We start from the raw sequence: 22,129 nt of genomic DNA on the forward strand, positions 1-22,129 counted from the left end.
TCAGGCTTTGCGGGGAGCCCCGCGCGTGGGCGGCGCGGCGCGCGCGGGGTCGTCCGGCCACGCGTGCTTCGGGTAGCGGCGACGGAGCTCCTTGGCGATCGCCGGATAATGACGCGCCCAGAACCCGGACAGGTCGGTCGTGACCTGCACGGGGCGCTGGTTCGGCGCGCACAGGTGCAGCACCACGGGCACCCGCCCGCCGGCGACGCGCGGCCCCTCCGCCATGCCGAAGAAGTCCTGCAGCCGGGACGCGAGCGACGGCGGCGCGTCCGCCGTGTACTCGAGGCGCGCCCGCCGGCCGCCGGGCAGGACGATCGACTCGGGGGCGAGCTCGGCGAGCGCGCGCGCCTGCGCGGGGCTCAGCGACCCCTGCACGGCGCTCGCCAGGTCCGCGTCGCGGAGCTCGGCGAAGCTCTTCCGCCCGGCGCAGAGCGCGTCGAGCGCGGCGAGCACCGCCTCCTCGCCGATGTCGGGCAGCCTGGCGTCCGGGCAGTGCGCGCGAACGAACGCGACCCGCAGGAGCCAGCCCTCGAGCGCGTCGCCCTTCACGAACGCCCGCCACCCCTTCGCCCTCGCCTGCGCGGCGAGCTCGCGGGCCGCCGCCTCCGACAGCGGACCGCCCGCGCCCGTGGTCGGCCGCGCCTCGTCGAGCACCAGGGCGTCGTACGAGAGCCGGCGCACGACCTCGACGCGCTCCGCGGCGGCGTTCCACGTCGCCTCCGTCGTGTCGCGGATCGCGTCCGTGAAGAGGTCGAGCAGCCAGTCGGCCTCGATCGTGCTCGCCGCCCGGACGATCGTGCGCGCCGAGCGCCCCTCGCTGCGCTCCTCGATGTCGACGGCGACCACGAGGTCGACGTCCTCGATCACGCTCGCCTCGGAGAGCGCGGCCGTCCCGCCGGCGGCGAGCACGACCTCTCGCCCGCTCCGCCCCGAGGCGTTGGCCGGGCGGCGGAGGCGCCCCACCCGGTCGGGGTAGCCGGCGAGGATCGCGATGCGCTGCGCGATCTCGCGCGCCTCCGCGGTCTCCGGCGGCGCCGCGCTCCGGTGGTCGGCGAGCCGCGCGAGCTGCTTGCGCGTCCGCTCCACCGCGAGCGCGCGCGCCGGGTCGATGCCGAGCCACCGCAGCCGGTCCGCCGCGAAGCGCGCGCGATCCGCCTCGTCGAACGTCTGCAGCGCGGCGAGCAGATCGGAGCTGTGCCGCGCGTCGCTCCGCCGCCCGTGGCCGTCCCGCGGGCCCGCGGGCCCACCGAGGTCGCGCTCCGCGACGAGCGCCGCGAGGGTGCACCCGTCGCCGGCGATGCCGCGCCGCTCGGCCTCGACGAGCATCCGCGCCTGCCGCGGGTGCGCAGGGAAGCGCAGCATCCGCCGCCCCGTCGGCGTCACGCGCCGCCCCTCGTCGAGCGCGCCGAGCCGCACGAGCAGCGCCTCGGCCGCGGCGAGCGCAGCGGCAGGCGGCGCCTCCAGCCACCCGAAGCCCTCGAGATCCGTGACGCCCGCGGCGCAGAGCTCGATCACCGTCTCCGCGAGGTCGAGCCGTCGGATCTCGGGCGCCTCGTGCTCCGGCCGCGCGGTGAGATCTCCGCGGGTGTAGAGCCGGAGGCAGCGGCCGGGTCGCGTGCGCCCCGCGCGCCCCGCGCGCTGCGCCGCGGCGGCGCGGGCGATCGGCGCGACGCGGAGCGTCGGCAAGCCCGACCAGGGAGCGTGCGCGGCTACGCGCGCGAGGCCGCTGTCGACGACCGCGACGACGCCGTCGATGGTGACGGAGGTCTCCGCCACGTTGGTCGAGAGGATGACCTTGCGCCGATCGGCGGGGCGCACCGCGCGGTCCTGCTCCGCCGGTGACAGCGAGCCGTGGAGCGGCAGGAGCAGCAGGTCCTCGCTCTTCGCCAGGGCCGCGCACGCCTCCATCGACCGCCGGATCTCCGCGGAGCCCGGCAGGAACACCAGCACGTCGCCGTCGAGCCCATCCTCGATGAGCTGCCGCACCGACGAGGCGACGAGGCTCTCGAGCGTCCGGTCGCCCCAGTGCGCCGGCGCGCGACGATCGCCGGCGGCGTGCGTCGACGCGCTCACCCGGGCCGCCGGCAGGTACTCGATCGCGACGTCGAACATCCGCCCCTCGGCGCGCAGGATCGGGGCCGGCGTAGCCTCGGTCGCCGGCGCGCCGCGCTCGCCTCCTGCCTCGCTCGCCGCAGCGTCCTGCGCGGCCTGCCCGCCGAGGAACGCCGCGATCGGACCGGCGTCGAGCGTGGCGGACATCACGACGAGGCGGAGATCGGGGCGCGCGCAGCGCTGCAGGCGCCGGAGCAGCGCGAGCGCGACGTCGCCCGTGAGGTGCCGCTCGTGGAACTCGTCGAGCACCACGGCGCTGACGCCCCGGAGCTCGCGATCGACAAGGAGCCGACGCGTCAGCACGCCCTCGGTCACGAACCGGATCCGCGTGGCCGGGCCGGCGGCCTCCTCGAATCGCATCGTGTAGCCCACGGTCTCGCCGACGCGCTCACCGAGCTCTTCCGCGACGCGGCGCGCGGACAGGCGCGCCGCGAGCCGCCGCGGCTCGAGCACCAGGATCTCGCCGCGCTCGGCGAAGCCCGCGTCGAGCAGGGCGCGGGGCACGCGCGTCGTCTTGCCCGCGCCGGGCGGCGCCTCGAGCACCACGCTCGGGCGCGCGCGCAGGGTGGCGCAGAGATCGGGGAGAATCGGATCGATCGGCAGCGGCTGCATGGCTTCGGTGCTCTTCCGCGGAGGAGCGGCCCCGGAGCCTAGCAATCCTTCGCGCGCGGGGACCTGTGATAGTCGTCGGGTACCGTGAGCGCCTCGACCGATCCGACCCAGCTCTCCGCGACCGTGCTCTCCGCGCTCCTGGCCGCGCGCGAGATCAGCTCGGAGGAGCTGACGCGGGCGCACCTCGCGCGCATCGACGCGCTCGACCCGCGGCTCCACGCCTTCACCCAGGTGCTGCACGACGAGGCGCTCGCGGCTGCACGCAGCCTCGACGACGAGCGCCGCCGCGGGGACGTCCGCGGCCCGCTCCACGGGCTCCCGGTCACCGTGAAGGAGTCGCTCGACATGGCCGGGATGGCCTCCACGCTGGGCGTCGCGTCCCGCAGGGGCCATCGGGCGAAGGGCGACGCGGCCGTCACCGCGCTGCTCCGCCGCGCGGGGGCCGTGATCCTGGGGCGCACGAACGTCTCGCAGCTCCTCCTGTACAACGAGTCGCGCAATCCCCTGTTCGGCCAGACCGCGAACCCGTGGAGCCTCGACCATAGCTCGGGCGGCTCGTCCGGCGGCGAGGCCGCGGCCATCGCGGCGGGGATGTCGCCGCTCGGCATCGGCACGGACATCGGCGGCAGCATCCGCGTCCCCGCGCATTGCTGCGGGATCGCAGGCCTGAAGCCCACGCTCGACCGCTGGACCAACCAGGGGAGCAACTCGGCGCTGCTCGGGCAGGAGGCGATCCGCGCGCAGGTCGGGCCGATGGCCAGGAGCGCCCGCGACCTGGCGCTCGTCGTCTCCGAGCTCGATCCCGCGGCCATGGCCGAGCTCGACGTGCGCGTGCCGCCCTTCCCGATCGTCGAGCCGGCGAGCGTCGAGGTGGCGCGGCTGCGCGTCGGGTTCTACTGCGACGACGGCGTGGTCCCCTCGTCGACCGCCGTCACCCGCGCCGTCCTGAAGGCGGCGTCGGCGCTGCGCGCGCGGGGCGCGACCGTCGTGCCGTTCACGCCGCCCGGCATGGTCGACGCGGTCTACGGGTACTTCGCGGCGCTCTCGGCGGACGGCGGCGCGACGGCGCTCGCGCTCGCGGAGGGCGGCGAGGGGGCGGAGCTCGACGTCTCGCTCCGCTCGCTCCGCACGATGGCCACGCTCCCGCCGTTCGCGCGGCGCGCCGCCGCGCGCGTCGCCGGGCTCGCGGGCGAGCGGCGGCTCCAGCGCCTGCTCGAGGTCACCGGGCCGAAGTCCGTCTCCGAGTTCTGGCGCGCCACGCACGCCCTGCGCGAGGCGCGCGCCGCGATCGCGTCGGCGATGCGCGCCGAGGCGCTCGACGTGCTGCTCTGCCCGCCGTACGCGACGCCGGCGCTGCCGCACACCGCGTCGCGCGACTTCGTGCTCGCGGGCAGCCCCGCGATGCTCTGGAACCTCACGCAGTTCCCGGCCGGCGTCGTCCCCGTGACCCGCGTGCGGGCCGAGGAGGCGCGCCGCGAGCGGCCGCGCGACCGCCTGGAGAAGCGGGCCGCCGAGGTCGATGCGAAGAGCGAGGGGCTGCCCGTCGGGGTGCAGGTCGTCGGCTTCCCCTACAGCGAGCACCTGGTGCTGGCCGCCATGATCGCCATCGAGGACGAGCTCGCCGGCGAGCCGGACCGGCCCACCACGCCGGTCGCACCGCCCTCGCTCGCCGGATGACGCGGTGACGTCCGGGCGTCGCGCGGCGCCGGCGACACGGTGAGGCCACGACAGCGCCGCCGCGCCGTTCCCCGGCGCGACCGCAGTCACGAGCACGGACGCCCTACAAAGCCGAAAGGTCCGCCGGAGAATCTCTCCGCCGGACCAGTCGGGGCGAGTGGATTCGAACCACCGACCCCTTGACCCCCAGTCAAGTGCGCTAACCAGGCTGCGCTACGCCCCGAGCCACTCCGCCGCCTCGTTTCGGTGCGGAGCGAGGCGCACCGTAGTCGAAGCCCTGCCAATTGCAAGGGTTTCGCGTCGCGCATCGAAGACCCGCTCCGGACGGGGGCGTCCCGCCTTGAGCAGGGGCATGCGAGCGCCGCGGATCGCCCTGCGAGGAGCCGCGATCCTCAGGGCAACGGCGCGGGCGCGCGATCCGAGCGGCGCGACGGGATGGCGCGGAGCGCGGCCGCGAGGCTCTCCGCGGTGCCCTCGGCGACGACGATCCCGTCGTCGTCCCTGGCCCACGCGACCACATCGCCCGCGTCGCATGCGATGACGGGCACCCCGAGCGCGCGCGCCTCGCGGATCACCGTGGGGGCGGCCTCGTGCGACGAGGGGTGCAGCAGCACGTCCGCCGCGCCGATCCACGCGAGCGCCTCGCGCCGCGGCAGCGCGCCCGTGAAGCGCACCGCCCCGCCGCTTGCGCTGCTCACGCCGTCGGCGGGGCCGCCGCGCCGCGCGAGGCGCTCGAGCGCGGCGCGCTCCGGGCCATCGCCGACCACGACGAGCCGCAACCCGGGGCCCGCCGCGCGCGCGGCCGCGATCGCGAGCTCGACCCGCTTCGTCGGGATCAGCCGGCACGCCACGACGGCGACGCGCTCGCCCGGGCCCTGCAAGAGCTCGCGCCGGAGCATGTCCGCGCGCTCGGCGACGGGCGGCAGGTCGAACGCGGGCGGCTCGACGCGCGAGGCGCCGAGCAGCGCGCGCGCCTGTTCCGGCGCGAGCGCGCCCGCGAGCACGTCGCGGAGCGCGCCGGCGGCGAAGACGAAGCGCGCTTCGCGACGGAGCAGCGCGCCGACGATCGACGCACGCGCCGCGCGCGGCGCGCGGAGGAGCAGCCGCACGTCGGCGCCGTGCGCGCGCACCTCGAGCGGCGCGCGGGGCGAGGCGACCAGGAGCGGCCACGCGCAGGGGACGATCCAGTGCGCCACCGCGCGATCGACAGGCCCGATCTGGCGGAGCCGCGCGAGCACCGAGAGCGCGAACGGGCCCGCGGAGAGCAGCCGGAGCGGCGATTCGCGCGCGCGCGCCACGGCGCCCGGCCACCCGAACAGCGCGCCGCCGCCCGCCCGATGGACGACCAGCTCGCCGTCCCGCGACGGCGCGTCGAGGACCGAGCCCCCGGCGGCGATCACGTGGACCTCGGCCCCGCTGCGCGCGAGCTCCTGCGCCGACGACCGCACGAAGTGGCCCGAAGGATCCTCGTCGCTGATCGGATAGGACGTCGTGACCACGACGGCGCGCATCGGGGACCTCAGAGGTCGGGGCGCATCGGGAGCGCCGCGCCCGCGTCGCTCGGACGCGGGGCCAGGGACGCATCACGCCGCCGCGCGGCGGATCGAGCAGCTCGAACAGCGTGAACAAAATGACAAGACGCTGAGCACGCCGCGGACGCTTGATCCAGCGTCCTCGCGCGTCTTCTGCGTCTTGGCCGTTGCGCTCGGGAGAGGGACGGTCGTCCTAGGCGACCATGTCCATCTTGGACCGCTTCCGGCGGCGGCGCGCGGCCTCGGAGGCCTTCTTCCGCCGCTTCACGGACGGCTTCATGTAGTGCCGACGCCGCTTCAGCTCGCGGAGGATCCCCTCGGCAGCCATCTTCCTCTTGAGGTGTTTGATGGCGCGCTCGATGCCCTTGTCGCCCACGGCGACCTCGAGCGGTTTGCACTGAATGGCGTCTGTCGGCATGTCTCGAAGCGTCCTCTTGCTGGGATAAAAACTTGCCCAGGTGGCGGGCGGAAATGCAAGCCGGCGGGGGGCCGGCAGCGCGGGGCGCGCACTATGGCAGAGCCCCCCCAGCCTCGCAAGAGTCATCCCCGCAGGACGGAGCGGGGTGCTGCGGCCCGGGGCGCCCGCCGATCGGCCTGGTTTTGCCGGTCCGTCCGGTCTGAGGACTCGATTATCAGGACTTGCACTTGAGAAACTTTCTAAGTATCTATCTCGCCGTGGCCGCCGCGCGAACACCTGCCGCGAAGGGGTCTGCGTCCCGTCCTCCCCGGGGACGTGCGGCCGGCTTCGGCGGCGACGGGGTGGCGGAGGACGCCAGGGTCGCCTCGATGCTCGCCTGCGTGAGGTCGTCGGGGCTCAAGCTGACGCCGCAGCGCCTGGCGATCGTGCGCGAGCTCGCGGCCGATCCGACCCATCCGACGGCGCAGGAGCTGTTCGAGCGGCTCCGGCCGGCGCTGCCGACGATGAGCTTCGCGACCGTCTACAACACGCTGGACGCGCTCGCGTCCGCGGGGCTCTGCGTCGCGCTGTCGCTGTCCCCCGGCGCGTCGCGGTTCGATCCGAACATGGCGGCGCATCACCACGCGGTCTGCGATCGCTGCGGGCTCGTCCGCGACGTGCCGTGCGAGCCGCGCGATCCGGGCGCGTCGTCGGCCGAGCGATCGGGAGAGAGCGTCCCCGCGCAGCTCCCGGCCGCGCCGGGCTTCGAGGTCCGCGCCGTCGAGCGGATCTACCGGGGAATCTGCGCTTCGTGCGCGAAGGGCAGCCAGGGAGACGCCGCCGCGCAGCCGAAGGCGCGAGACGCCGGGCGCGTCGACGCGACCAGTCGACTCCGCCGTGCAGGGGCTCGCAGGGCGCGGCGCCCGGAACATGTCTAGCCGGACCGCCGCGCCGGCGCGCTGACCTGCGCGGCCACCAGGGATTCATCGTCCCAGCCGTTCAACCAAGGAGAGCGAACATCATGGCCAACAAGCAGCTCACGGGCACGAAGACGCACCAGAACCTGAAGGACGCGTTCGCCGGGGAGTCCCAGGCGAACCGCCGCTACCTGTACTTCGCAAAGGTCGCCGACGTGGAAGGTCGCCCCGACGTCGCGGGCCTCTTCAAGGACACGGCGGACGGCGAGACGGGCCACGCGCACGGCCACCTCGATTACCTGAAGCAGGCGGGGGACCCGGCGACCGGCTTGCCGATCGGCAGCACGGAGAAGAACCTGAAGGCCGCCGTCGCCGGCGAGACCCACGAGTACGAGACGATGTACCCGGGGTTCGCCAAGGAGGCCCGCGAGGAGGGCTTCGACGACATCGCCGAGTGGTTCGAGACGCTCGCCAAGGCCGAGAAGTCCCACGCGGGGCGCTTCCAGAAGGCGCTGCAGTCGCTCGATTTCTGATCTTTGCCCGAGGAGATAGCGCGAGCGTCCCGGATCGCGCCGAGCCGCCGGCGGCTCGATCCGGGGCGCACGCGCCGTCGCCGTGAGGCGCCGGGCGGCGCGGTGAGCCGCCCGTTCGCCACGAACCCCACGTGCTGTTGAGAGGAACCGACCCGTGAGCGTCATCCGACGTGCACCAGACCGTCCACCGGCGACATCGCCGAACGACGAGCGATATCTCGACCCCCGCGACCTCGAGGCAGAGCTGCGGCGGACGTTCCAGATCTGCCACGAATGCCGCATGTGCGTCGGGTACTGCGGCTCGTTCCCCGAGCTCTTCGCGCGGGTCGACAGGGACATCGAGGCCGGCGTCGCCGAGGGGGCCGAGGCCCTCACCTACGGGGACTTCAAGGCGATCGGCGACGAGTGCTGGCAGTGCAAGCTCTGTTACATCAAGTGCCCGTACACCGCGGACGAGCACGCGTACGAGCTCCTGGATTACCCGCGCGTGCTCGCGCGCGAGCGCGCGGTGCGCGCCCAGCGGGAGGGCATCCCGCTGGTGGACAGGATCCTCGGCGAGCCGCAGCTCATCGGCGAGCTGGGCTCCGGCGCCGTCGCGCCGCTCTCGAACCTCGTGCAGGCGAGCCGCCTGCTGCGCAAGGTGCAGGAGAAGGTGACCGGGATCTCGTCGGAGTTCCCGCTGCCGGAGATGGCGCGCAAGCCGTTCTCGTCCTGGTTCGCCGAGCACAGCGCCGCGGCGGACGCCGGCAAGCAGGGATCCGTGGTGCTCTTCGCGACCTGCTACGGCGAGTACAACACGCCCGGCGTCCCCGAGGCGGCTGTCCGCGTGCTCGAGCACAACGGCTACGCGGTGCACGTGCCCGGATGCCCCTCCGCGGACGAGCCGGAGGACGCGCCCGACGGCGCGCTGACGTGCTGCGGGATGCCGAACCTCGACGGCGGCGATCTCGACGCCTTCATGGCCAAGGTGAAGCAGAACGTCGCGCTCCTTCACCCGCACGTGCGCATGGGGCGGAAGATCATCGTGATCGGCCCGACGTGCGGCTACACGATGAAGAAGGAGTGGCCCGAGTACCTGCAGACGACGGAGGCGCGCGAGGTCGCGGCCGCGACGCTCGACATGATGGAGTTCCTCGTCCAGCTCGGGCGCGAGAAGAAGCTGAACCGCGAGTTCAAGAGGGGCCTCGGCACGATCGCGTACCACGCCGCGTGCCACCTGCGCGCGCAGAAGATCGGCTTCCCGGGCGCCAGGGTGCTCGGCGTCGTCCCCGACACCGAGGTGCGCGTGGTCGAGCAGTGCTCGGCCGTGGACGGCACGTGGGGGATGAAGGCGGCCCACTACGAGACAGGCCGCAAGTACGCGTCGAAGCTCGTGCGCGGCGTCGCGGACGCGGACGTCATCGTCAGCGACTGCACCCTCGCGGGCCTCAGGATGGTGAAGGAGAACGGCGCGAAGGTGCTGCACCCGGTCGAGGCGCTCGCCCACGCGTACGGGCTCGGACCGACCTCGTACATCGCGCCGAAATCGTGACCGTCGTTGTCAAGGAGAAGAGCCGTCATGCGTCCCATCGATCGCAACGAGGTGCTCGGGATCGGCGAATACGAGGTGATTCGCGAGCGGTTCCGCAGCCGGATCATCGAGGAGAAGCGGCCACGCCGGGTGCGGATCGGCGACCACCTGACCGCGGTGTTCGAGAACCGGGACTCGGTGCTGTTCCAGATCCAGGAGATGCTCCGCACCGAGCGCATCACGAGCGAGAGCGGCATCCTCCACGAGATCGAGACGTACAACGATCTCATCCCGGGGCCGGGGCAGCTCAGCCTGACGCTCTTCGTGGAGATCCCGGAGCGGGCGCTGCGCGACAAGATGCTCGTCGAGCTCGTCGGGCTCGAGGACACCGTGTCGCTCGAGGTCGACGGGGTGACCGCGCGGGCGATCGGCAAGCGCGACGGCTCGATGGAGGACCGCACGACGGCGGTGCACTACCTCAAGGTGGACCTCGTGGCCGAAGCGCAGGCCGCGATCAAGGCGCGGAAGGCGGCGGCGTCGATCGTCGTCGCGCACCCGCGCTACACGGTGAAGGCGCCGCTCGGGAGGGCGACCCTGGACAGGCTCGCCGAGGATCTCTCCTAGGCCGCGATGGTCTCCCTCGAGCGCCCGATCAAGTTCGAGGACGTCGACGCCGCGGGCATCGTCTTCTTCGCGCGCTTCCTCAACTACGCGCACGAGGCGATGGAGCGGTTCTTCGCGCCGCTCGAGGGGGGCTACGCCGGGCTCATCCTCGTGCGTCGTATCGGGCTGCCCGCGGTGCGGGTCGAGGCTGACTACGCGGCGCCGGCGCGTTACGGCGAGGCGCTCCGGATCGAGACGTCGGTCGTCCACATCGGCCGGCGGAGCGCCACGCTCAGGTACCGCATGATCCGCGCCCATGACGGCGTGCTGTCGGCCGAGCTCCGCCACACGGTGGTGACCACCGATCTCGTGCAGCTCGCGTCCGTCCCGATGCCGGAGGACGTCCGCGCCCTGCTCGGCGCCCACCTCGATCCCGAGCAGGCGCCTGCCAGCGCCGGTCGCCCGGTGTGAGCGCGCGGCCGCCGCCGCGCCCGCGTCCCGCCGACGATCCAAAGCCGCGCTCCCAGCTCGCGCGGCGGGTCGACCTGACCCTCCTGCGCGACCGGGCGCACTACGACACCCTGGTGATGGGCGCCGTCGCGAAGGCGCGCGTCTCCGTGTGGATCGCGACCGCCAACGTGAAGGAGCTGCGCGTCGAGGCGCCCGTCGGCTCGCGGGCGCGGGCGCGCGGCCGGTACATGTCGTTCCTCGATCTGCTCGACGCGCTCGCCGCCCGGGGGGTCGAGCTGCGCCTGCTGCACGCTGGCGTCCCGTCGCGCGCCTTCCGCGCCGAGCTCCGCCGCCGCCCCCGGCCGCCGATCGAGATGCGGCGCTGCCCGCGGGTCCACCTGAAGATGATCGCCGTCGACGGCGCGCTCCTGTACCTCGGCTCGGCGAACCTCACCGGCGCCGGGCTCGGGGCGAAGGGCGAGGGGCGGCGCAACTTCGAGGCGGGCGTGCTCACCGACGACGACCTCCTGCTCGACGAGATGCAGGCGACGTTCGACGGCATCTGGACCGGCGCCGAATGCAAGGGCTGCCGGTTGCGGCCGCTTTGCCCCGGACCGCTCGATCAGATCGAAAAATCCCGTTGCGCTAGCGGCCGTGATGGCCGATGAGCTGCGCATGAGCACCGCGGCGCTGGACCCCGCTGATCTCGATCGTGTCGCCGTCGCTGCGCTCGCGCGCATCGACAACGGGATGTTGCTCGGGCTCGGAACCGGGCGCACGGCCGAGGCCTTCATCCGGCGCCTCGGGGAGCGCGTCCGCGGCGGCCTGCAGATCCGGGGCGTCGCCACGTCGGAGCGCTCCGCGGCGCTCGCCCGGCGCGAGAACATCCCGATCGTGCCGTTCGAGGAGGTCGAGCGCCTCGACGTCGCGGTCGACGGCGCCGACGAGGTCGCGCCCGATCTAGGACTCATCAAGGGCCTCGGCGGCGCGCTCCTCCGCGAGCGCGTGGTGGCCTACGAGGCCGCGCGCTTCATCATCCTCGTGACCCCCGAGAAGCTCGTCGAGAAGCTCGGCTCGCGCGTGCCCATCCCGATCGAGGTGGTGCCCTTCGCGAGCTCGTCGGCCGCGCGTCACCTGACCGCGCTCGGGGGCAAGCCGGAGATCCGCAAGAACGCGGACGGGTACCCCTTCCAGACCGACAACCACAACTGGATCCTCCACACCGCGTTCGACCCGCTCGACGCGCCGGCGGCGCTCGACGCGCGCATCCGCAAGATCCCCGGCGTCGTCGACACGGGCCTGTTCCTCGACATGGCGACCGACGTGCTGGTGGCCGACGCTGGCGCGGTCCGCGAGCTTCGCCGGCAGCGCTAGCTAGCGACCTGCGGGCCCCCTCCGCCGAGAGGGCAGGCCCGCGGCGCTAGGGTCGCGGCGTCAGCGCTCGTGCCGCTCCAGCCGCCGGGCCAGGTCGTCCAGGGCGAGGTTGCCCGGCGCGCCGAGCGACACGCGGGCGCGGAGGCTCGCCGCGGAATCGCCGGCGGGGAGCGCCGCGATCTCGGCCGCGACCTTGCGGTACGCCTCGCGGAACGGGACGCCCTGCACGGCGAGCTCGACGGCGCGATCGGTCGCGAAGCACTCCGGCGTGATCGCCCGGGCCATGCGCTCGCGGTCGAACGCGAGCCCCTCGACGAGCCGCGGCAAGAGGCGCGACGTCGCGAGCGCCTCGTCGAGGCCGCGCATCGTGGGGCCCTTCGTGAGCTGCAGATCGCGGTGGTAGCCGGACGGGAGCGCCACGAGCGACTGCACCTCGGCGAGCGCCCCCTGGACGACGGAGCAGGCCGCGCGCATGAGCTCGACCACGTCGGGGTTGCGCTTCTGCGGCATGATCGAGGAGCCGGTGGTGAACGCCTCCGGGAGCCGGATGAACGCGAGCTCGCTCATCGCGAACAGGCTGAGATCCCACGCGAGCCGGCGGCTCACCGCGACCACCTGCCACGCGGCCGCGAGGATCTGCGCCTCGATGATGCCGCGCGACGTCTGGGAGGCCAGCGGGTTCAAGGCCACGCCCGAGAACCCGAGCTCGCGCGCGACGCCGACGCGATCGAGCGGCAGGTTCACGCCGAACCCGGCGGCGCCGCCGAGCGGGCACCGGTCGACGAGCGCCCGGGTCGCCCGCACGACGTCGACCGCGTCGGTGAGCCCCTCGACGAACGACGCGGCCCAGTAGCCGACCGAGGACGGCACTGCCCGCTGCAGGTGCGTGTAGCCGGGCATCGGCGTGTCCGCCTCGCGCCGGGCGAGCTCGAGCAACGCGCGGGCGCCAGCCGTCGCGTGCTCGGCGAGCTCGTCCAGGGCGTCGCGCTCGTAGAGGCGCATCGCGACGAGCACCTGGTCGTTGCGGCTCCGGCCCGTGTGCACCTTCTTGCCTGCGTCGCCGATGCGGGCGACCAGCGCGGCCTCGATCGCGCTGTGGCCGTCCTCGTCGTCCTCGGTGAGCCGCAGCTCGCCGGCCTCGTTCTGCGCCGCGAGCACCTCGAGCTCCCGGACGAGCGCGTCGCGCTCCGCCTCGCTGAGCACGCCGATGCGCGCGAGCCCGCGGACATGCGCGATCGTCGCCCGCAGGTCGTAGGCGAGCAGGCGCTGATCGAGCTGCCAGTCGTCGCGCGAGGTGTAACGGAGCATTTGGGCGTCGGTCGCGCCCCCTTTGTCCCAGAGTCGTACGCTCATTCAGGTCTCTCAGCTCTCTCAGCGCTCAAGGCTCTCGTCGACGAGAGCGCGGATCTCGGCAAGCTTCTTCGCCTTGCCCTCATCCAGGGATCGCGGCTTCGCCGCGCCGGCAGCGAGCGCTCGCTCGAGCTCTCGCAGCTCGTCCTCCGCCGTCCGCGCCGGCCGGCGCTTGCCGAAGCCGAGCGCGCGGGCCAGCCAGCTCCTCGCCTCGCCGATGGCGTAGTCGTCCGCGGCGATCCGGTCCGGCGCGGCCCGCAGCATGCGGACGAGCGCGATGTTGGAGCTGGCCCAGACGGCGGACTCGTCGAAGTGGGCGCGCGGCGTCACGTCGAGGTGCCGCGCGGCGGTCCGGTCGGGCACGTCGTGCAGCCGGCAGTAGACGGCGAGCGCGAGCGCGAGCTCGTCGACCGGCATCTTGGTCGCGGAGTGCACCTGCACGCCGCCGCACCCCTTCGCGTACAGGTACGAGCCGTTGGTCGTGAGGACGCCGAAGCCGAGCAGCACGGCGGCGAGGTCCACGGCGGGCTCGCGGTCCGGCGGCACGAGCGCGTCGAAGACGTCCGCCTCGCTCAGGAACATGAACGACACGGCGCGCACGAACGCGGTCGTGAGCACCGTGGGGTTGCGGAGCTCGCCCGCGGAAACGGCGACCCGGTACCCGCCGTCGGGGCGCCGGGCGACCCGCTCGAGCTTCGTGTCCAGCGCCATCCCGCCGCACGCGCCGCTCGAGCAGCTCACGGTGCTGGCCTGCCCCTCCGGGGTGACCACCGCGAGCTCCACCGGAAGATCCTGGAGCCCGGCGTGCTCCTGCACCCGCACCATCAGGGCGGCCACCGTCTTCGGCGAGCCGTCGTACGGATCCGGGAAGAACTCGGCCGTCGGCTGCACCAGGCCGCGGACCGGCTCTGCGCCGTGCTGGAGGAGGGCGGCGGTCGTCCGAAGGATCCAGCGGATCTGGGGTTCGTCCGGGAGGTCCATGAGGTTACTTTATGCCACGGGCGCGCGCCGGTCGCGCAGTAGCTTCAGCGACGAGGGGCGCCTGGCGAAGGGTTTTGCCCCTCGCCGGCTCCTTACCAGCCCCCGGAGCGCCTGGCCTCGACCTTTCGTTGCGATTTTTCGTCCATGGCACTTCCTTTTCGACGGCGGTCGGCGACCGCGTAAAGTTGTGCCCCCATGACGGAAGAGGCGAAGGACATCTCCGGGAGGAAGGCCGATCACATCGAGCTCTGCGCGACGGGTGACGTCGGCTTCCGGGCCAAGACGACGCTTCTGGAGCAGGTCGAGCTGATCCACGACGCGCTGCCGGAGCTGTCCCTCGACGCCATCGACACCTCGGTGCTGCTGCTCGGCAAGCGGCTCCGCGCGCCGCTCGTGATCGCGGCCATGACCGGCGGGACAGAGCGCGCGCAGGCGATCAACCGGGAGCTGTCGCAGATCGCCGAGGAGCGCGGGTACGGCTTCGGGCTGGGGAGCCAGCGGGCGATGCTGAACGGCGACGCCTCGGCCACGTACGAGGTCCGCGAGCGCGCGCCGACCGCCCTGCTCCTCGGGAACATCGGCGCCGTGCAGGCGCGATCCCTCTCGACCGAGGCGGTCGCCGAGCTCGTCGCCCAGGTCGGCGCCGACGCGCTCTGCGTTCACCTGAACCCCGCGATGGAGCTGGTCCAGCCAGGCGGCGATCGAGACTTCGCCGGCGCGCTGGAGGCGATCAGCCGGCTGGCGAACGGCCTCAGCGTCCCGGTCGTCGCAAAGGAGACCGGCTGCGGGATCGGTCCGGGGACGGCGTACCGCCTGGTCCGGGCGGGCGTCCGCAACCTCGATGTCTCCGGCGCCGGCGGCACGTCCTGGGTCGCGGTGGAGACGGCGCGCGCCGACGGCGCGGCCCGCTCGCTCGGCGAGGCGCTGCGCGAGTGGGGCGTCCCGACCGCCGCCTCGGTGCTCATCGCCCGCGCCATCCGTCCGCGCTTCAAGACCATCATCGCGACCGGGGGAATCACCAGCGGCCTTGACATCGCCCGCGCGCTCACGCTCGGCGCGCATGCGGCCGGGATCGCGCGGCCGGTGCTGCAGGCCTTCGTCTCGGGGGGGAGGGACGCCGCGGTGCGGTACCTCGAGAACATCGAGGCGGAGCTCCGGGCGGTCATGCTGCTCGTCGGGGCGCGCGACGTCGCGTCGCTCCGGAAGATGCCGGTGCTGCTCGGGCGAGAGCTGCGCCAGTGGGCCAAGCTGCTGAAGCAGATGGAGAAGGCGTAAGCAGTGGAGAGGGGGGGAGGTGGGCCGGGGAGGCGGGGAGCCCGTCCCCGAGGTAGGGCCAGCGGGCCCACCCCGACGTCTGTGACGGCCGCGGTGCGCCGGGCGCTCGCCCTTCCGGGCCCTTCCGGCGCAGAGTCCGGGCGCGGCTGCGGCCCGCGCTCGACGCTTCCGTCCGGTCAGCCCCGCATGATACGGTCCGAAGCTCTGGAGAACCCCGGGATAAAATGACGGAGAAAAAAGGGCGTCAGAGCGATCGTCCCCCCGAGGACCTGAAGAAGGAGCGCGATGCCTTCATTCAGCAGTTCTTCCGAAAGGGGGCGCAGCTGACCGAGGAGCTCCTCCGCGAGAACGAGCGCCTTCGCGACAAGATCACCGAGCTCGAGTCGGAGAACGGCAAGCTCCGCGCGCACCTCGCCAGCGATTCGGCCATCCGCGATCTGCTCCGCAAGATCGAGGAGCTCGAGCAGGAGAAGCGCGACCTCGTGACGCAGTCGGTGCGGATGGTGGCGGCCTCCGACCGCTTCAACAGCCGCTACTCGGAGGCGGAGGGGGAGCTCGCGAACCTCGCGAACCTGTACGTCGCGCTGTCGCAGCTCCACGCGGCGCGCAACGTGCGCCACGTCCTGCGGAACCTGAAGGAGCTGCTCGCGCAGTTCCTCGGGGCGGGCGCCTTCTCCGTGTACCTGGCGTCTCCTGATGGTAAGGAGCTTGTCTCGATCGCGAGCGAAGGCGTCGCCGTGGACGAGATCACGCGCATGCCGGTGACCGAAGGCGCGATCGGCCAGGCATTCTCGAAGGGGGAAATCTTCTTCGACGAGACCAAGGACGTCTCCCAGGGGAGCATCGAGGACCCCGCCGCAGTGATCCCGCTCGACTTCAACGGGCGCACCGTGGGTGTCATCGCGATCTTCAGCACGCTCCCGCAAAAGACGGAGTTCGTGAACGTGGACACCGAGCTCTTCAAGCTCCTCGGGGCCCAGGCCGCCCCCGCCCTCATCAACGCGCGGCTCTTCACCGACGCCGGCCGGAAGGTGCCCGGCGTCCAGGCATTCCTGGACCTGGAGGACTGATCATGGCCGAGTACTCGTGTCTGATCGTTGAAGACTCGCCCATGATGCGGCAGCTCTTGGTCTTCGCGCTGGCGCGCGTGAAGAACCTCCGCGTCACCGAGGCGGATGATGGCGTCGACGGTCTCCGCAAGCTCGCCTCGACCAAGTACGACGTGATCATCACCGACATCAACATGCCGATCATGGACGGGCTCAAGCTCGTCAAGCGCGTGCGCACGGATCCGGTCCACAAGGACACCCCCATCATCATCATCACCACCGAGGGGTCTCAGGAGGATCGTCAGCGCGCGCTGCAGCTCGGCGCGAACGCGTACATCACGAAGCCCATCCAGGCGCCGCAGGTCATCGCCAAGGTGAAGGAGCTCCTCAAGATCGACTGAGGCACGCGCCGCGCCGGCGGGCGCGCGCGGACCGGCCGCCCGAGCAGCGCCCGCGCGGCCTGCTCGGGGAGGCGTCGTGGACGCGCGCCTCCGCCGCGTCACTCAGCGTCGAGCTCCGCGCGATGTCCGCTGTGCTCCGGAACGAGCCCCGGGCTCAGGTCTTCTGGCCGAACTTCAGGAGCACGCGGTTCCGGCCGGTGCGCTTCGCCTCGTAGAGCGCCTCGTCGGCCGCCGCGATGAGCTCCTGGCCGCTCTGCACCGGGATGTCGGGGTGCGCCGCGACGCCGACGCTGATCGTCGTCGGCACGCGGACGCCCTCGTGCTCGAAGACCGACCCCTCGACGAGGAGCCGCAGCCGCTCGCCGAGGATGCCCGCGTTCTCGAGCGCCACGCCGCGGCACAGGATGCCGAACTCCTCACCGCCGTAGCGCGCGAACACGTCCTCCGTCCGGACCGTGTTGCTCGCGATCTTGGCGATCCTCGCGAGGACGTAGTCGCCGGCGAGGTGCCCGAACGTGTCGTTGATCCTCTTGAAATGATCGACGTCGAACATGAGCAGCGACAGGTGCGCGCTGTGCCGCCGCGCATAGGAGACCTCGGTCTCGAGCCGATCCAGGAAGTACTTCTTGTTGAAGGCCTTCGTGAGGGCGTCGCGCAGCGCGGCATCGTACATCTGCTGCTGGAACGACTCGTCCAGGTAGTCGTGGTAGGTGAACTTGAGGACGGTCGTCGAACCCAGGCGGATCTTGTCGCCGTCGTGCAGGGCGACGCGCGTCACGTGCTCGCCGTTCACCAGCGTCCCGTTGGAGCTGTTGAGATCCTCGATGAGCACCTGGCTGTCCATCTGGAGGAGGCGGGCGTGGCGCCTCGAGATGCCGTCGTCGTTCAGCCGGATGGTCGCCCCGGACGCCCGGCCGATCACGATCTCGGCGCCCTCGACCCGGTACATCTCGCCGACGTTCGAGCCGGCGAGCACGATGAGGTAGGCGCGGTCCTTCGGCGAGCGCGCCGGGAGCTCCTTCTGGAGTTCCCCAACGTTGGCCACCCGCGTGGCCTCGAAGTCATCGTCGGGGTGGTGGCTGCCCATGCTCCCTGAGGATGATCCTCAATCCTTGAAACAGGTTCAAGCGCGAGGGCATGGCGCAGGCGATGTTCCGTGTCGGGTAGGATGCGCAACGTGCGTCTGCGCGCATCACGCGCGCCGCGCGCGCCTCTCTCGCCCGCGCGCGGGCGCCTCCCCGCACAGGGGTGCCTTGCCGCGCGCAGGCGCCTTCACGCCGCTCTGCCGAGCGGCACCACGAGCTGCTCGACCCAGAGCTCGCCCGCCCGGATCTCGACGAACGTCGCGTCGGCGTGCCCCGTGCCAAAGGTGGAGACGGCCCCGCTGCGCACAAGCTCGCCCGAAGGGCGCGCGCCCACGCGCACGCGATCCATGTCCCGCACGTCTCGCACGTCCCCCCGCATCGAGCACGGCGCCTCGCCCACCGAGCCGACGTTGATGATGCGCACGCCGCCCACCATGCGGTCGAACGGGACATGCGAGCCGCCGCAGATCACGACGTCCGCCGGATCGTCGCCGAGGAGGGAGAGCACCTCCTCGTCCGTCATGTCGTGGGAGATCGGCTCCAGCGGGTCCGCAGGGGAGCCGTGCACCAGGACGAGCTCGCCGCCGTCCTCGAGCGGCAGGCGGTACGTCGGGGCGAGCCGCGCCAGCCGGGCAAGGATCAGCTCGCCGAGCTCGGTGCGCGTCTGGGCCAGGCGGTCGAGCCGCGCCCGTTCGTGCTCGCTCCGTGGCCTGACGTTGTGGATGTCCAGCGTCGCCAGGGCGCGGTCGGATACGCCCTGTACGCACACCGCCTTGGCCTGGGTGAGCCGTCGCCAGGTCTCGAGCGGCTTCGGGCCGGGAAAGCAGAGATCTCCGGCGACCAGGAGCTGGGTGTAGCCTCGGCGCTCGGCGGTGGCCAGGACCGCCGCGAGCGCGTCGGCGTGGCCGTGGATATCCGAGACGCAGAGCAATCGCACCCGGCGAGCATAGGATCTGGGAGCGGCTCCGCCAAGGCGCGAGGTGAGGTCGGGGCGCGATAAACTGGCGGTCGGGCGCTGCGGAACCGACGTTCGCGACCCCACGGTCTTGCTAGCCTCCGGCCATGCAACAGGTCTCGAGGCTCCTGGAGATCGCGAACGCGATCGATGAGCAACGCGTGAAGGAGCGCGCGGCGCGGCTGACGCCTCGCCTGCGCCCCGGGACGATGGCCTTCGCGATCGCGGCGCTCCTCACGGCCGCCTACCCCGCGATCGGCGCGGTCATCGAGGCAAATCCGGACATCGCGGAGCGGCTCGCGGCCGAGGGCCACCAGACCGCCCGCGACCGCGCCACGTACCTCGCGCGGCTCCGGGCCCGCGTCGGCGACGTCTCGGACGCCGACCGTGTCCGCCGCGAGCTCCGGCGCGCGGCGCGCGACGAGCGGATCCGCATCGCGCTGCGCGAGCTGCTCCCGCCCTCGGCGGGCGGCGCGGACGTCGACGACACCGCGCGCGAGCTCACCGCGCTCGCCGAGGCCACGATCGAGGTAGCGCTCGCGGAGGCCGTCTCGGCCGTGACCGCGCGGTTCGGGGAGCCGCGCACGGCGACGGGCGCGCGGTCGAAGTTCGTCGTCCTCGGGATGGGCAAGCTCGGCGGCGACGAGCTCAACGCGGGCTCCGACGTGGACCTCATCTACCTCTACGACACCGACGAGGGGCAGGTCGGCCCCTCCGGCGATCGCGCCGTCTCGGTCACCCTGCACGACTTCTGGGCGCGCGTCGCGCGCCGCCTCACGTCGACGCTCGAGGAGGTCACGGAGGACGGCTTCGTCTGGCGCGTCGACCTCCGGCTGCGCCCCGAGGGGCGCAGCGGCCCGATCGTCAACTCGCTGGCCGCGGCAGAGCGCTACTACGAGTCGTTCGGCCGCCTCTGGGAGCGCGCCGCGCTGCTCCGCGCCCGCGAGATCGCGGGCGATCTCGACTTCGGCGCCGAGGCGCTCGGGGTGCTCGCCCCGTTCGTCTGGCGGCGCCGGGTCGACCCCCAGCTCGCGGTCGACATGATCGAGCTCGTCGAGCGCGCCCGCGTCGAGCTCTCGCACGACGCCTCGCGCGACCTGAAGCTCGGCCCCGGAGGCATCCGCGAGGCGGAGTTCTTCGTGCAGGCGCTGCAGCTCATCTGGGGCGGGCGCGAGCCGCGGGCGCGCGCGCAGGGCATGCTCGACGGCCTGCGGCGCCTGCGCACGCTCGGGTACGTGACCGATCGCGAGGGGCGGGAGCTCGTGGAGGGCTACCTCGCGCTCCGGCGCGCGGAGCACGCCGTCCAGTCCGCGACCGGCGTGCAGACGCACCTGCTCCCCGAGAGCGAGGCCGAGATGGAGCGCCTCGCCCGGACGCTGCGCTTCAAGGACGCCGCGGCGTTCCTCGCCGACACCGAGCAGCGCCGGAGCCGGATCAAGGCCCGGCTCCTGTCGCTCCTGCCGAAGGGGAGCTCCCGGCCATCGCGGTGGATCGAGGCGATGGCCGCGCTCGACCGCGGCGATCGCGACGCCTTCGCCGAGGCGCTCGCGAAGCACGCGGTGCTCGTCCTCGGCGGCCCGGCGGGCGAGCCGGAGGCCGCCGCCAGCGCCGCGGCGGACGCGGGCGCCGCGGCGGACGCGGGCGCCGCGGCGGAGCTCGCCGCGCAGCCCGGCGCCGCGCCGCTCGAGCCGGGGGCGCACGCCTCGCTCTCCGCGCGCTTCCGCGACGTCGCCGACGACCTCTTCGAGCTCTCGCGGCACCCGGACGGCCTGCTCGGCGCGCGCAGCCGCGAGGCGTCCTCGTCGCTCGCGGAGACGCTGCTCGCCGCGGTCGTCGACGCCGCCGATCCCGAGCAAGCGGCGCGCTTCCTCCGGCTGTGCTTCTCCCGCATCCGGCACTCGTCGGTCTACGCGCGCATGCTCGGCGACGATCCGCGCGCGCTCCGCAGGCTCGTCGAGGCGCTCGGGTCGAGCGCGTTCATCGGCGACGCCATGGTCAGGTACCCCGAGCTCGTCGACGTCGTCCTGTTCGCGCGCGGCGCGCCGGGCGCCGACGTCATCAGGCACACCATCGAGGAGAGCCTCAGCGAGGCCGCGCCGGACGACGATCCCGAGGAGGCGCTGATCGCCGCGCTCCGACGCGCCAAGGCGCGCGTCACGATCGAGGTCGGCCTCGCCGACCTCAGCGGCGAGGTCGGCACGCGCGAGGCGACGCTCGCGCTCTCGGATCTCGCCGACGCGTCGCTGGAGGCCGCGACGCGCTTCGCGCTGGGGACGCCGCCGGGGGAGCCGGTGCGGGGGCTCGCCGTGATCGCGATGGGCAAGCTCGGCGGCCGCGAGATCGGCTACGGGTCCGATCTGGACGTCTTCTTCCTGTTCGACCCGGCGCGCGCGTCGGCCGGCGATCACGGGCCCGGCTCGGACCCGGGCACGTACTACGCGCGGCGCGCCCGGCAGATCATCCGGCTCATCTCCATGTCGCACGCGGCCGGACCGGGCTACGAGCTCGACACGCGCCTGCGCCCGTCGGGCAGCCAGGGGCTGCTCGTCACGTCGATCGACTCGTTCGCGCGCTATCACGGCATCCGCCGCGCGGGCGCGACGGCGTCGGCGTCCGCGGAGCCCGACTCGTCGCCCGGGGCGCGGCACATCCGCGCGGCGACCTGGGAGCGGCTCGCGCTGATCCGGGCGCGCGCGGCGGCGGGCGATCCCGAGCTCGGGGCGGAGGCGATCGCGATCGCGCACGAGGCCGCGTACCTCCACGCGGACGACTTCGACCCGATCGCCGAGGAGATCCACCGGCTGCGGCTCCGCATGGAGCGCGAGCTCTCGCACGAGCGCCGCGGCCGGCGCGACTTCAAGCTCGGGCGGGGCGGCCTCGCGGACATCGAGTTCTCGGTGCAGCTCCTGCAGATGCGCCACGGCGCCGACCCGCGCGTGAGGACCACCGAGACGCTCGCGGCGATCGACGCGCTCGCCTCGGCCGGGTACCTGTCGCCCAAGCACGCCGAGGTCTTCCGGGACGGCCACGCCTTCCTGCGCAAGCTGGAGCAGCGGATCCGCATCGTGCACGCGGACGCCTCGCAGCTCCTCGAGGAGAACGCGCCCGGGGTCCCGCTCCTCGCGCGGCGGACGGGCATCCGGGGCCGCACCGCGGCCGAGTCGGCGCGGGAGCTGCTCGCGCGCTACGGCGCCATCACCGGGCGCGTCCGCGCGGCGTACGAGGCCATCGTCGGGAGCGAGGCGGCGCCGGAGTCGAGCGCGTCCGGCGAGGCGCGCTGACGGTTGCCGTTGACCCTCGCGGGGCGCGGTGGAAT

At 73.3% G+C, this 22,129-nt stretch carries 19 protein-coding genes and 1 tRNA gene; 12 read left to right on the plus strand and 8 right to left on the minus strand.

All coding sequences use genetic code 11. The features are described 5' to 3' along the window. Complete coding sequence (locus tag WME76_RS05065) at window positions 1–2,724, minus strand: ATP-dependent RNA helicase (RefSeq protein ID WP_437959064.1); 2,724 nt, start codon at window positions 2,722–2,724, stop codon at window positions 1–3. A gap of 84 nt (window positions 2,725–2,808) precedes the next feature. Here WME76_RS05065 and WME76_RS05070 point away from each other — a divergent pair, with 84 nt between their 5' ends. Then, entirely contained in the window at window positions 2,809–4,401 is a 1,593-nt protein-coding gene (locus tag WME76_RS05070) for an amidase (RefSeq protein WP_437959065.1), read from the plus strand. Between the two features lie 148 nt (window positions 4,402–4,549). On the opposite strand, the gene WME76_RS05075 is transcribed toward WME76_RS05070, so the two are convergent. From WME76_RS05075 to rpsU, 3 genes are all read right to left on the minus strand, one after another. Next, window positions 4,550–4,624, minus strand: a tRNA-Pro gene (locus tag WME76_RS05075). A gap of 169 nt (window positions 4,625–4,793) precedes the next feature. Beyond that, window positions 4,794–5,912, minus strand: coding sequence for a glycosyltransferase family 4 protein (locus WME76_RS05080; protein WP_437959066.1), 1,119 nt, complete (start codon window positions 5,910–5,912; stop codon window positions 4,794–4,796). Window positions 5,913–6,126: 214 nt separating this feature from the next. Next, entirely contained in the window at window positions 6,127–6,351 is a 225-nt protein-coding gene (gene rpsU, locus WME76_RS05085; protein WP_012234386.1) for a 30S ribosomal protein S21, read from the minus strand. Between the two features lie 368 nt (window positions 6,352–6,719). Between rpsU and WME76_RS05090 the strand changes: the two genes are divergently transcribed. The 7 genes from WME76_RS05090 to rpiA all read left to right on the plus strand — a co-directional run bounded on the left by WME76_RS05090 (window position 6,720) and on the right by rpiA (window position 11,717). Continuing rightward, the gene (locus tag WME76_RS05090; protein ID WP_437959067.1) at window positions 6,720–7,268 is read left to right on the plus strand and encodes a Fur family transcriptional regulator; all 549 of its coding nucleotides are present in this window, start codon (window positions 6,720–6,722) and stop codon (window positions 7,266–7,268) included. Window positions 7,269–7,351: 83 nt separating this feature from the next. Next, window positions 7,352–7,780, plus strand: coding sequence for a rubrerythrin family protein (locus WME76_RS05095; RefSeq protein WP_061615959.1), 429 nt, complete (start codon window positions 7,352–7,354; stop codon window positions 7,778–7,780). A gap of 154 nt (window positions 7,781–7,934) precedes the next feature. Further along, window positions 7,935–9,311 (plus strand): hypothetical protein, encoded by a 1,377-nt coding sequence (locus WME76_RS05100; RefSeq protein WP_437959068.1) that lies wholly within the window; start codon window positions 7,935–7,937, stop codon window positions 9,309–9,311. 27 nt (window positions 9,312–9,338) lie between these two features. Next, entirely contained in the window at window positions 9,339–9,914 is a 576-nt protein-coding gene (locus WME76_RS05105) for a DUF3501 family protein (protein WP_437959069.1), read from the plus strand. A gap of 6 nt (window positions 9,915–9,920) precedes the next feature. Then, window positions 9,921–10,364: an acyl-CoA thioesterase gene (locus WME76_RS05110; protein ID WP_437959070.1), complete on the plus strand. Its 444-nt coding sequence runs from the start codon at window positions 9,921–9,923 to the stop codon at window positions 10,362–10,364. Further along, window positions 10,361–11,011, plus strand: coding sequence for a phospholipase D family protein (locus WME76_RS05115; protein WP_437959071.1), 651 nt, complete (start codon window positions 10,361–10,363; stop codon window positions 11,009–11,011). The genes WME76_RS05110 and WME76_RS05115 overlap by 4 nt, the downstream gene beginning before the upstream one ends. A gap of 7 nt (window positions 11,012–11,018) precedes the next feature. Beyond that, window positions 11,019–11,717 carry a ribose-5-phosphate isomerase RpiA gene (gene rpiA, locus WME76_RS05120; protein WP_437959072.1) on the plus strand — a complete coding sequence of 233 codons (699 nt, stop codon included), beginning with the start codon at window positions 11,019–11,021 and terminating at the stop codon, window positions 11,715–11,717. Between the two features lie 60 nt (window positions 11,718–11,777). On the opposite strand, the gene argH is transcribed toward rpiA, so the two are convergent. Both argH and WME76_RS05130 read right to left on the minus strand, forming a co-directional pair. Continuing rightward, window positions 11,778–13,070, minus strand: coding sequence for an argininosuccinate lyase (argH, locus tag WME76_RS05125; protein ID WP_437959073.1), 1,293 nt, complete (start codon window positions 13,068–13,070; stop codon window positions 11,778–11,780). Between the two features lie 18 nt (window positions 13,071–13,088). Then, entirely contained in the window at window positions 13,089–14,048 is a 960-nt protein-coding gene (locus tag WME76_RS05130) for a hypothetical protein (RefSeq protein WP_437959074.1), read from the minus strand. A 195-nt stretch (window positions 14,049–14,243) separates the two neighbouring features. Between WME76_RS05130 and fni the strand changes: the two genes are divergently transcribed. The 3 genes from fni (at window position 14,244) to WME76_RS05145 (ending at window position 16,773) form a co-directional block, all read left to right on the plus strand. Beyond that, entirely contained in the window at window positions 14,244–15,323 is a 1,080-nt protein-coding gene (gene fni / locus WME76_RS05135) for a type 2 isopentenyl-diphosphate Delta-isomerase (RefSeq protein WP_437959075.1), read from the plus strand. A gap of 224 nt (window positions 15,324–15,547) precedes the next feature. Next, window positions 15,548–16,393, plus strand: coding sequence for a GAF domain-containing protein (locus WME76_RS05140; protein ID WP_437959076.1), 846 nt, complete (start codon window positions 15,548–15,550; stop codon window positions 16,391–16,393). Between the two features lie 2 nt (window positions 16,394–16,395). Further along, window positions 16,396–16,773 (plus strand): response regulator, encoded by a 378-nt coding sequence (locus tag WME76_RS05145; RefSeq protein ID WP_012234398.1) that lies wholly within the window; start codon window positions 16,396–16,398, stop codon window positions 16,771–16,773. Window positions 16,774–16,927: 154 nt separating this feature from the next. Here the strand turns inward: WME76_RS05145 and WME76_RS05150 are convergent, their stop codons facing one another. Further along, on the minus strand, window positions 16,928–17,860 hold the full coding sequence (locus WME76_RS05150) for a diguanylate cyclase (RefSeq protein ID WP_437959077.1): 933 nt from the start codon (window positions 17,858–17,860) through the stop codon (window positions 16,928–16,930). Between the two features lie 185 nt (window positions 17,861–18,045). Beyond that, complete coding sequence (locus tag WME76_RS05155) at window positions 18,046–18,795, minus strand: metallophosphoesterase family protein (protein WP_437959078.1); 750 nt, start codon at window positions 18,793–18,795, stop codon at window positions 18,046–18,048. Between the two features lie 125 nt (window positions 18,796–18,920). Between WME76_RS05155 and WME76_RS05160 the strand changes: the two genes are divergently transcribed. After that, window positions 18,921–22,094 (plus strand): bifunctional [glutamate--ammonia ligase]-adenylyl-L-tyrosine phosphorylase/[glutamate--ammonia-ligase] adenylyltransferase, encoded by a 3,174-nt coding sequence (locus WME76_RS05160; RefSeq protein WP_437959079.1) that lies wholly within the window; start codon window positions 18,921–18,923, stop codon window positions 22,092–22,094. Window positions 22,095–22,129: the final 35 nt, after the last annotated feature.

This window comes from Sorangium sp. So ce119 (assembly GCF_051524405.1).
Lineage (GTDB): Bacteria > Myxococcota_A > Polyangia > Polyangiales > Polyangiaceae > Sorangium > Sorangium cellulosum_G.

Excerpts from the sequence above, each read along its gene's own strand:
- WME76_RS05105 (WP_437959069.1), top strand. The coding sequence starts at position 9,339 with ATGCGTCCCATCGATCGCAACGAGGTGCTCGGGATCGGCGAATACGAG.
- rpsU (WP_012234386.1), bottom strand. The coding sequence starts at position 6,351 with ATGCCGACAGACGCCATTCAGTGCAAACCGCTCGAGGTCGCCGTGGGC.
- WME76_RS05090 (WP_437959067.1), top strand. The coding sequence starts at position 6,720 with ATGCTCGCCTGCGTGAGGTCGTCGGGGCTCAAGCTGACGCCGCAGCGC.
- fni (WP_437959075.1), top strand. The coding sequence starts at position 14,244 with ATGACGGAAGAGGCGAAGGACATCTCCGGGAGGAAGGCCGATCACATC.
- WME76_RS05080 (WP_437959066.1), bottom strand. The coding sequence starts at position 5,912 with ATGCGCGCCGTCGTGGTCACGACGTCCTATCCGATCAGCGACGAGGAT.
- rpiA (WP_437959072.1), top strand. The coding sequence starts at position 11,019 with ATGAGCACCGCGGCGCTGGACCCCGCTGATCTCGATCGTGTCGCCGTC.
- WME76_RS05150 (WP_437959077.1), bottom strand. The coding sequence starts at position 17,860 with ATGGGCAGCCACCACCCCGACGATGACTTCGAGGCCACGCGGGTGGCC.
- WME76_RS05130 (WP_437959074.1), bottom strand. The coding sequence starts at position 14,048 with ATGGACCTCCCGGACGAACCCCAGATCCGCTGGATCCTTCGGACGACC.
- argH (WP_437959073.1), bottom strand. The coding sequence starts at position 13,070 with ATGAGCGTACGACTCTGGGACAAAGGGGGCGCGACCGACGCCCAAATG.
- WME76_RS05095 (WP_061615959.1), top strand. The coding sequence starts at position 7,352 with ATGGCCAACAAGCAGCTCACGGGCACGAAGACGCACCAGAACCTGAAG.
- WME76_RS05110 (WP_437959070.1), top strand. The coding sequence starts at position 9,921 with ATGGTCTCCCTCGAGCGCCCGATCAAGTTCGAGGACGTCGACGCCGCG.
- WME76_RS05160 (WP_437959079.1), top strand. The coding sequence starts at position 18,921 with ATGCAACAGGTCTCGAGGCTCCTGGAGATCGCGAACGCGATCGATGAG.
- WME76_RS05145 (WP_012234398.1), top strand. The coding sequence starts at position 16,396 with ATGGCCGAGTACTCGTGTCTGATCGTTGAAGACTCGCCCATGATGCGG.
- WME76_RS05140 (WP_437959076.1), top strand. The coding sequence starts at position 15,548 with ATGACGGAGAAAAAAGGGCGTCAGAGCGATCGTCCCCCCGAGGACCTG.
- WME76_RS05065 (WP_437959064.1), bottom strand. The coding sequence starts at position 2,724 with ATGCAGCCGCTGCCGATCGATCCGATTCTCCCCGATCTCTGCGCCACC.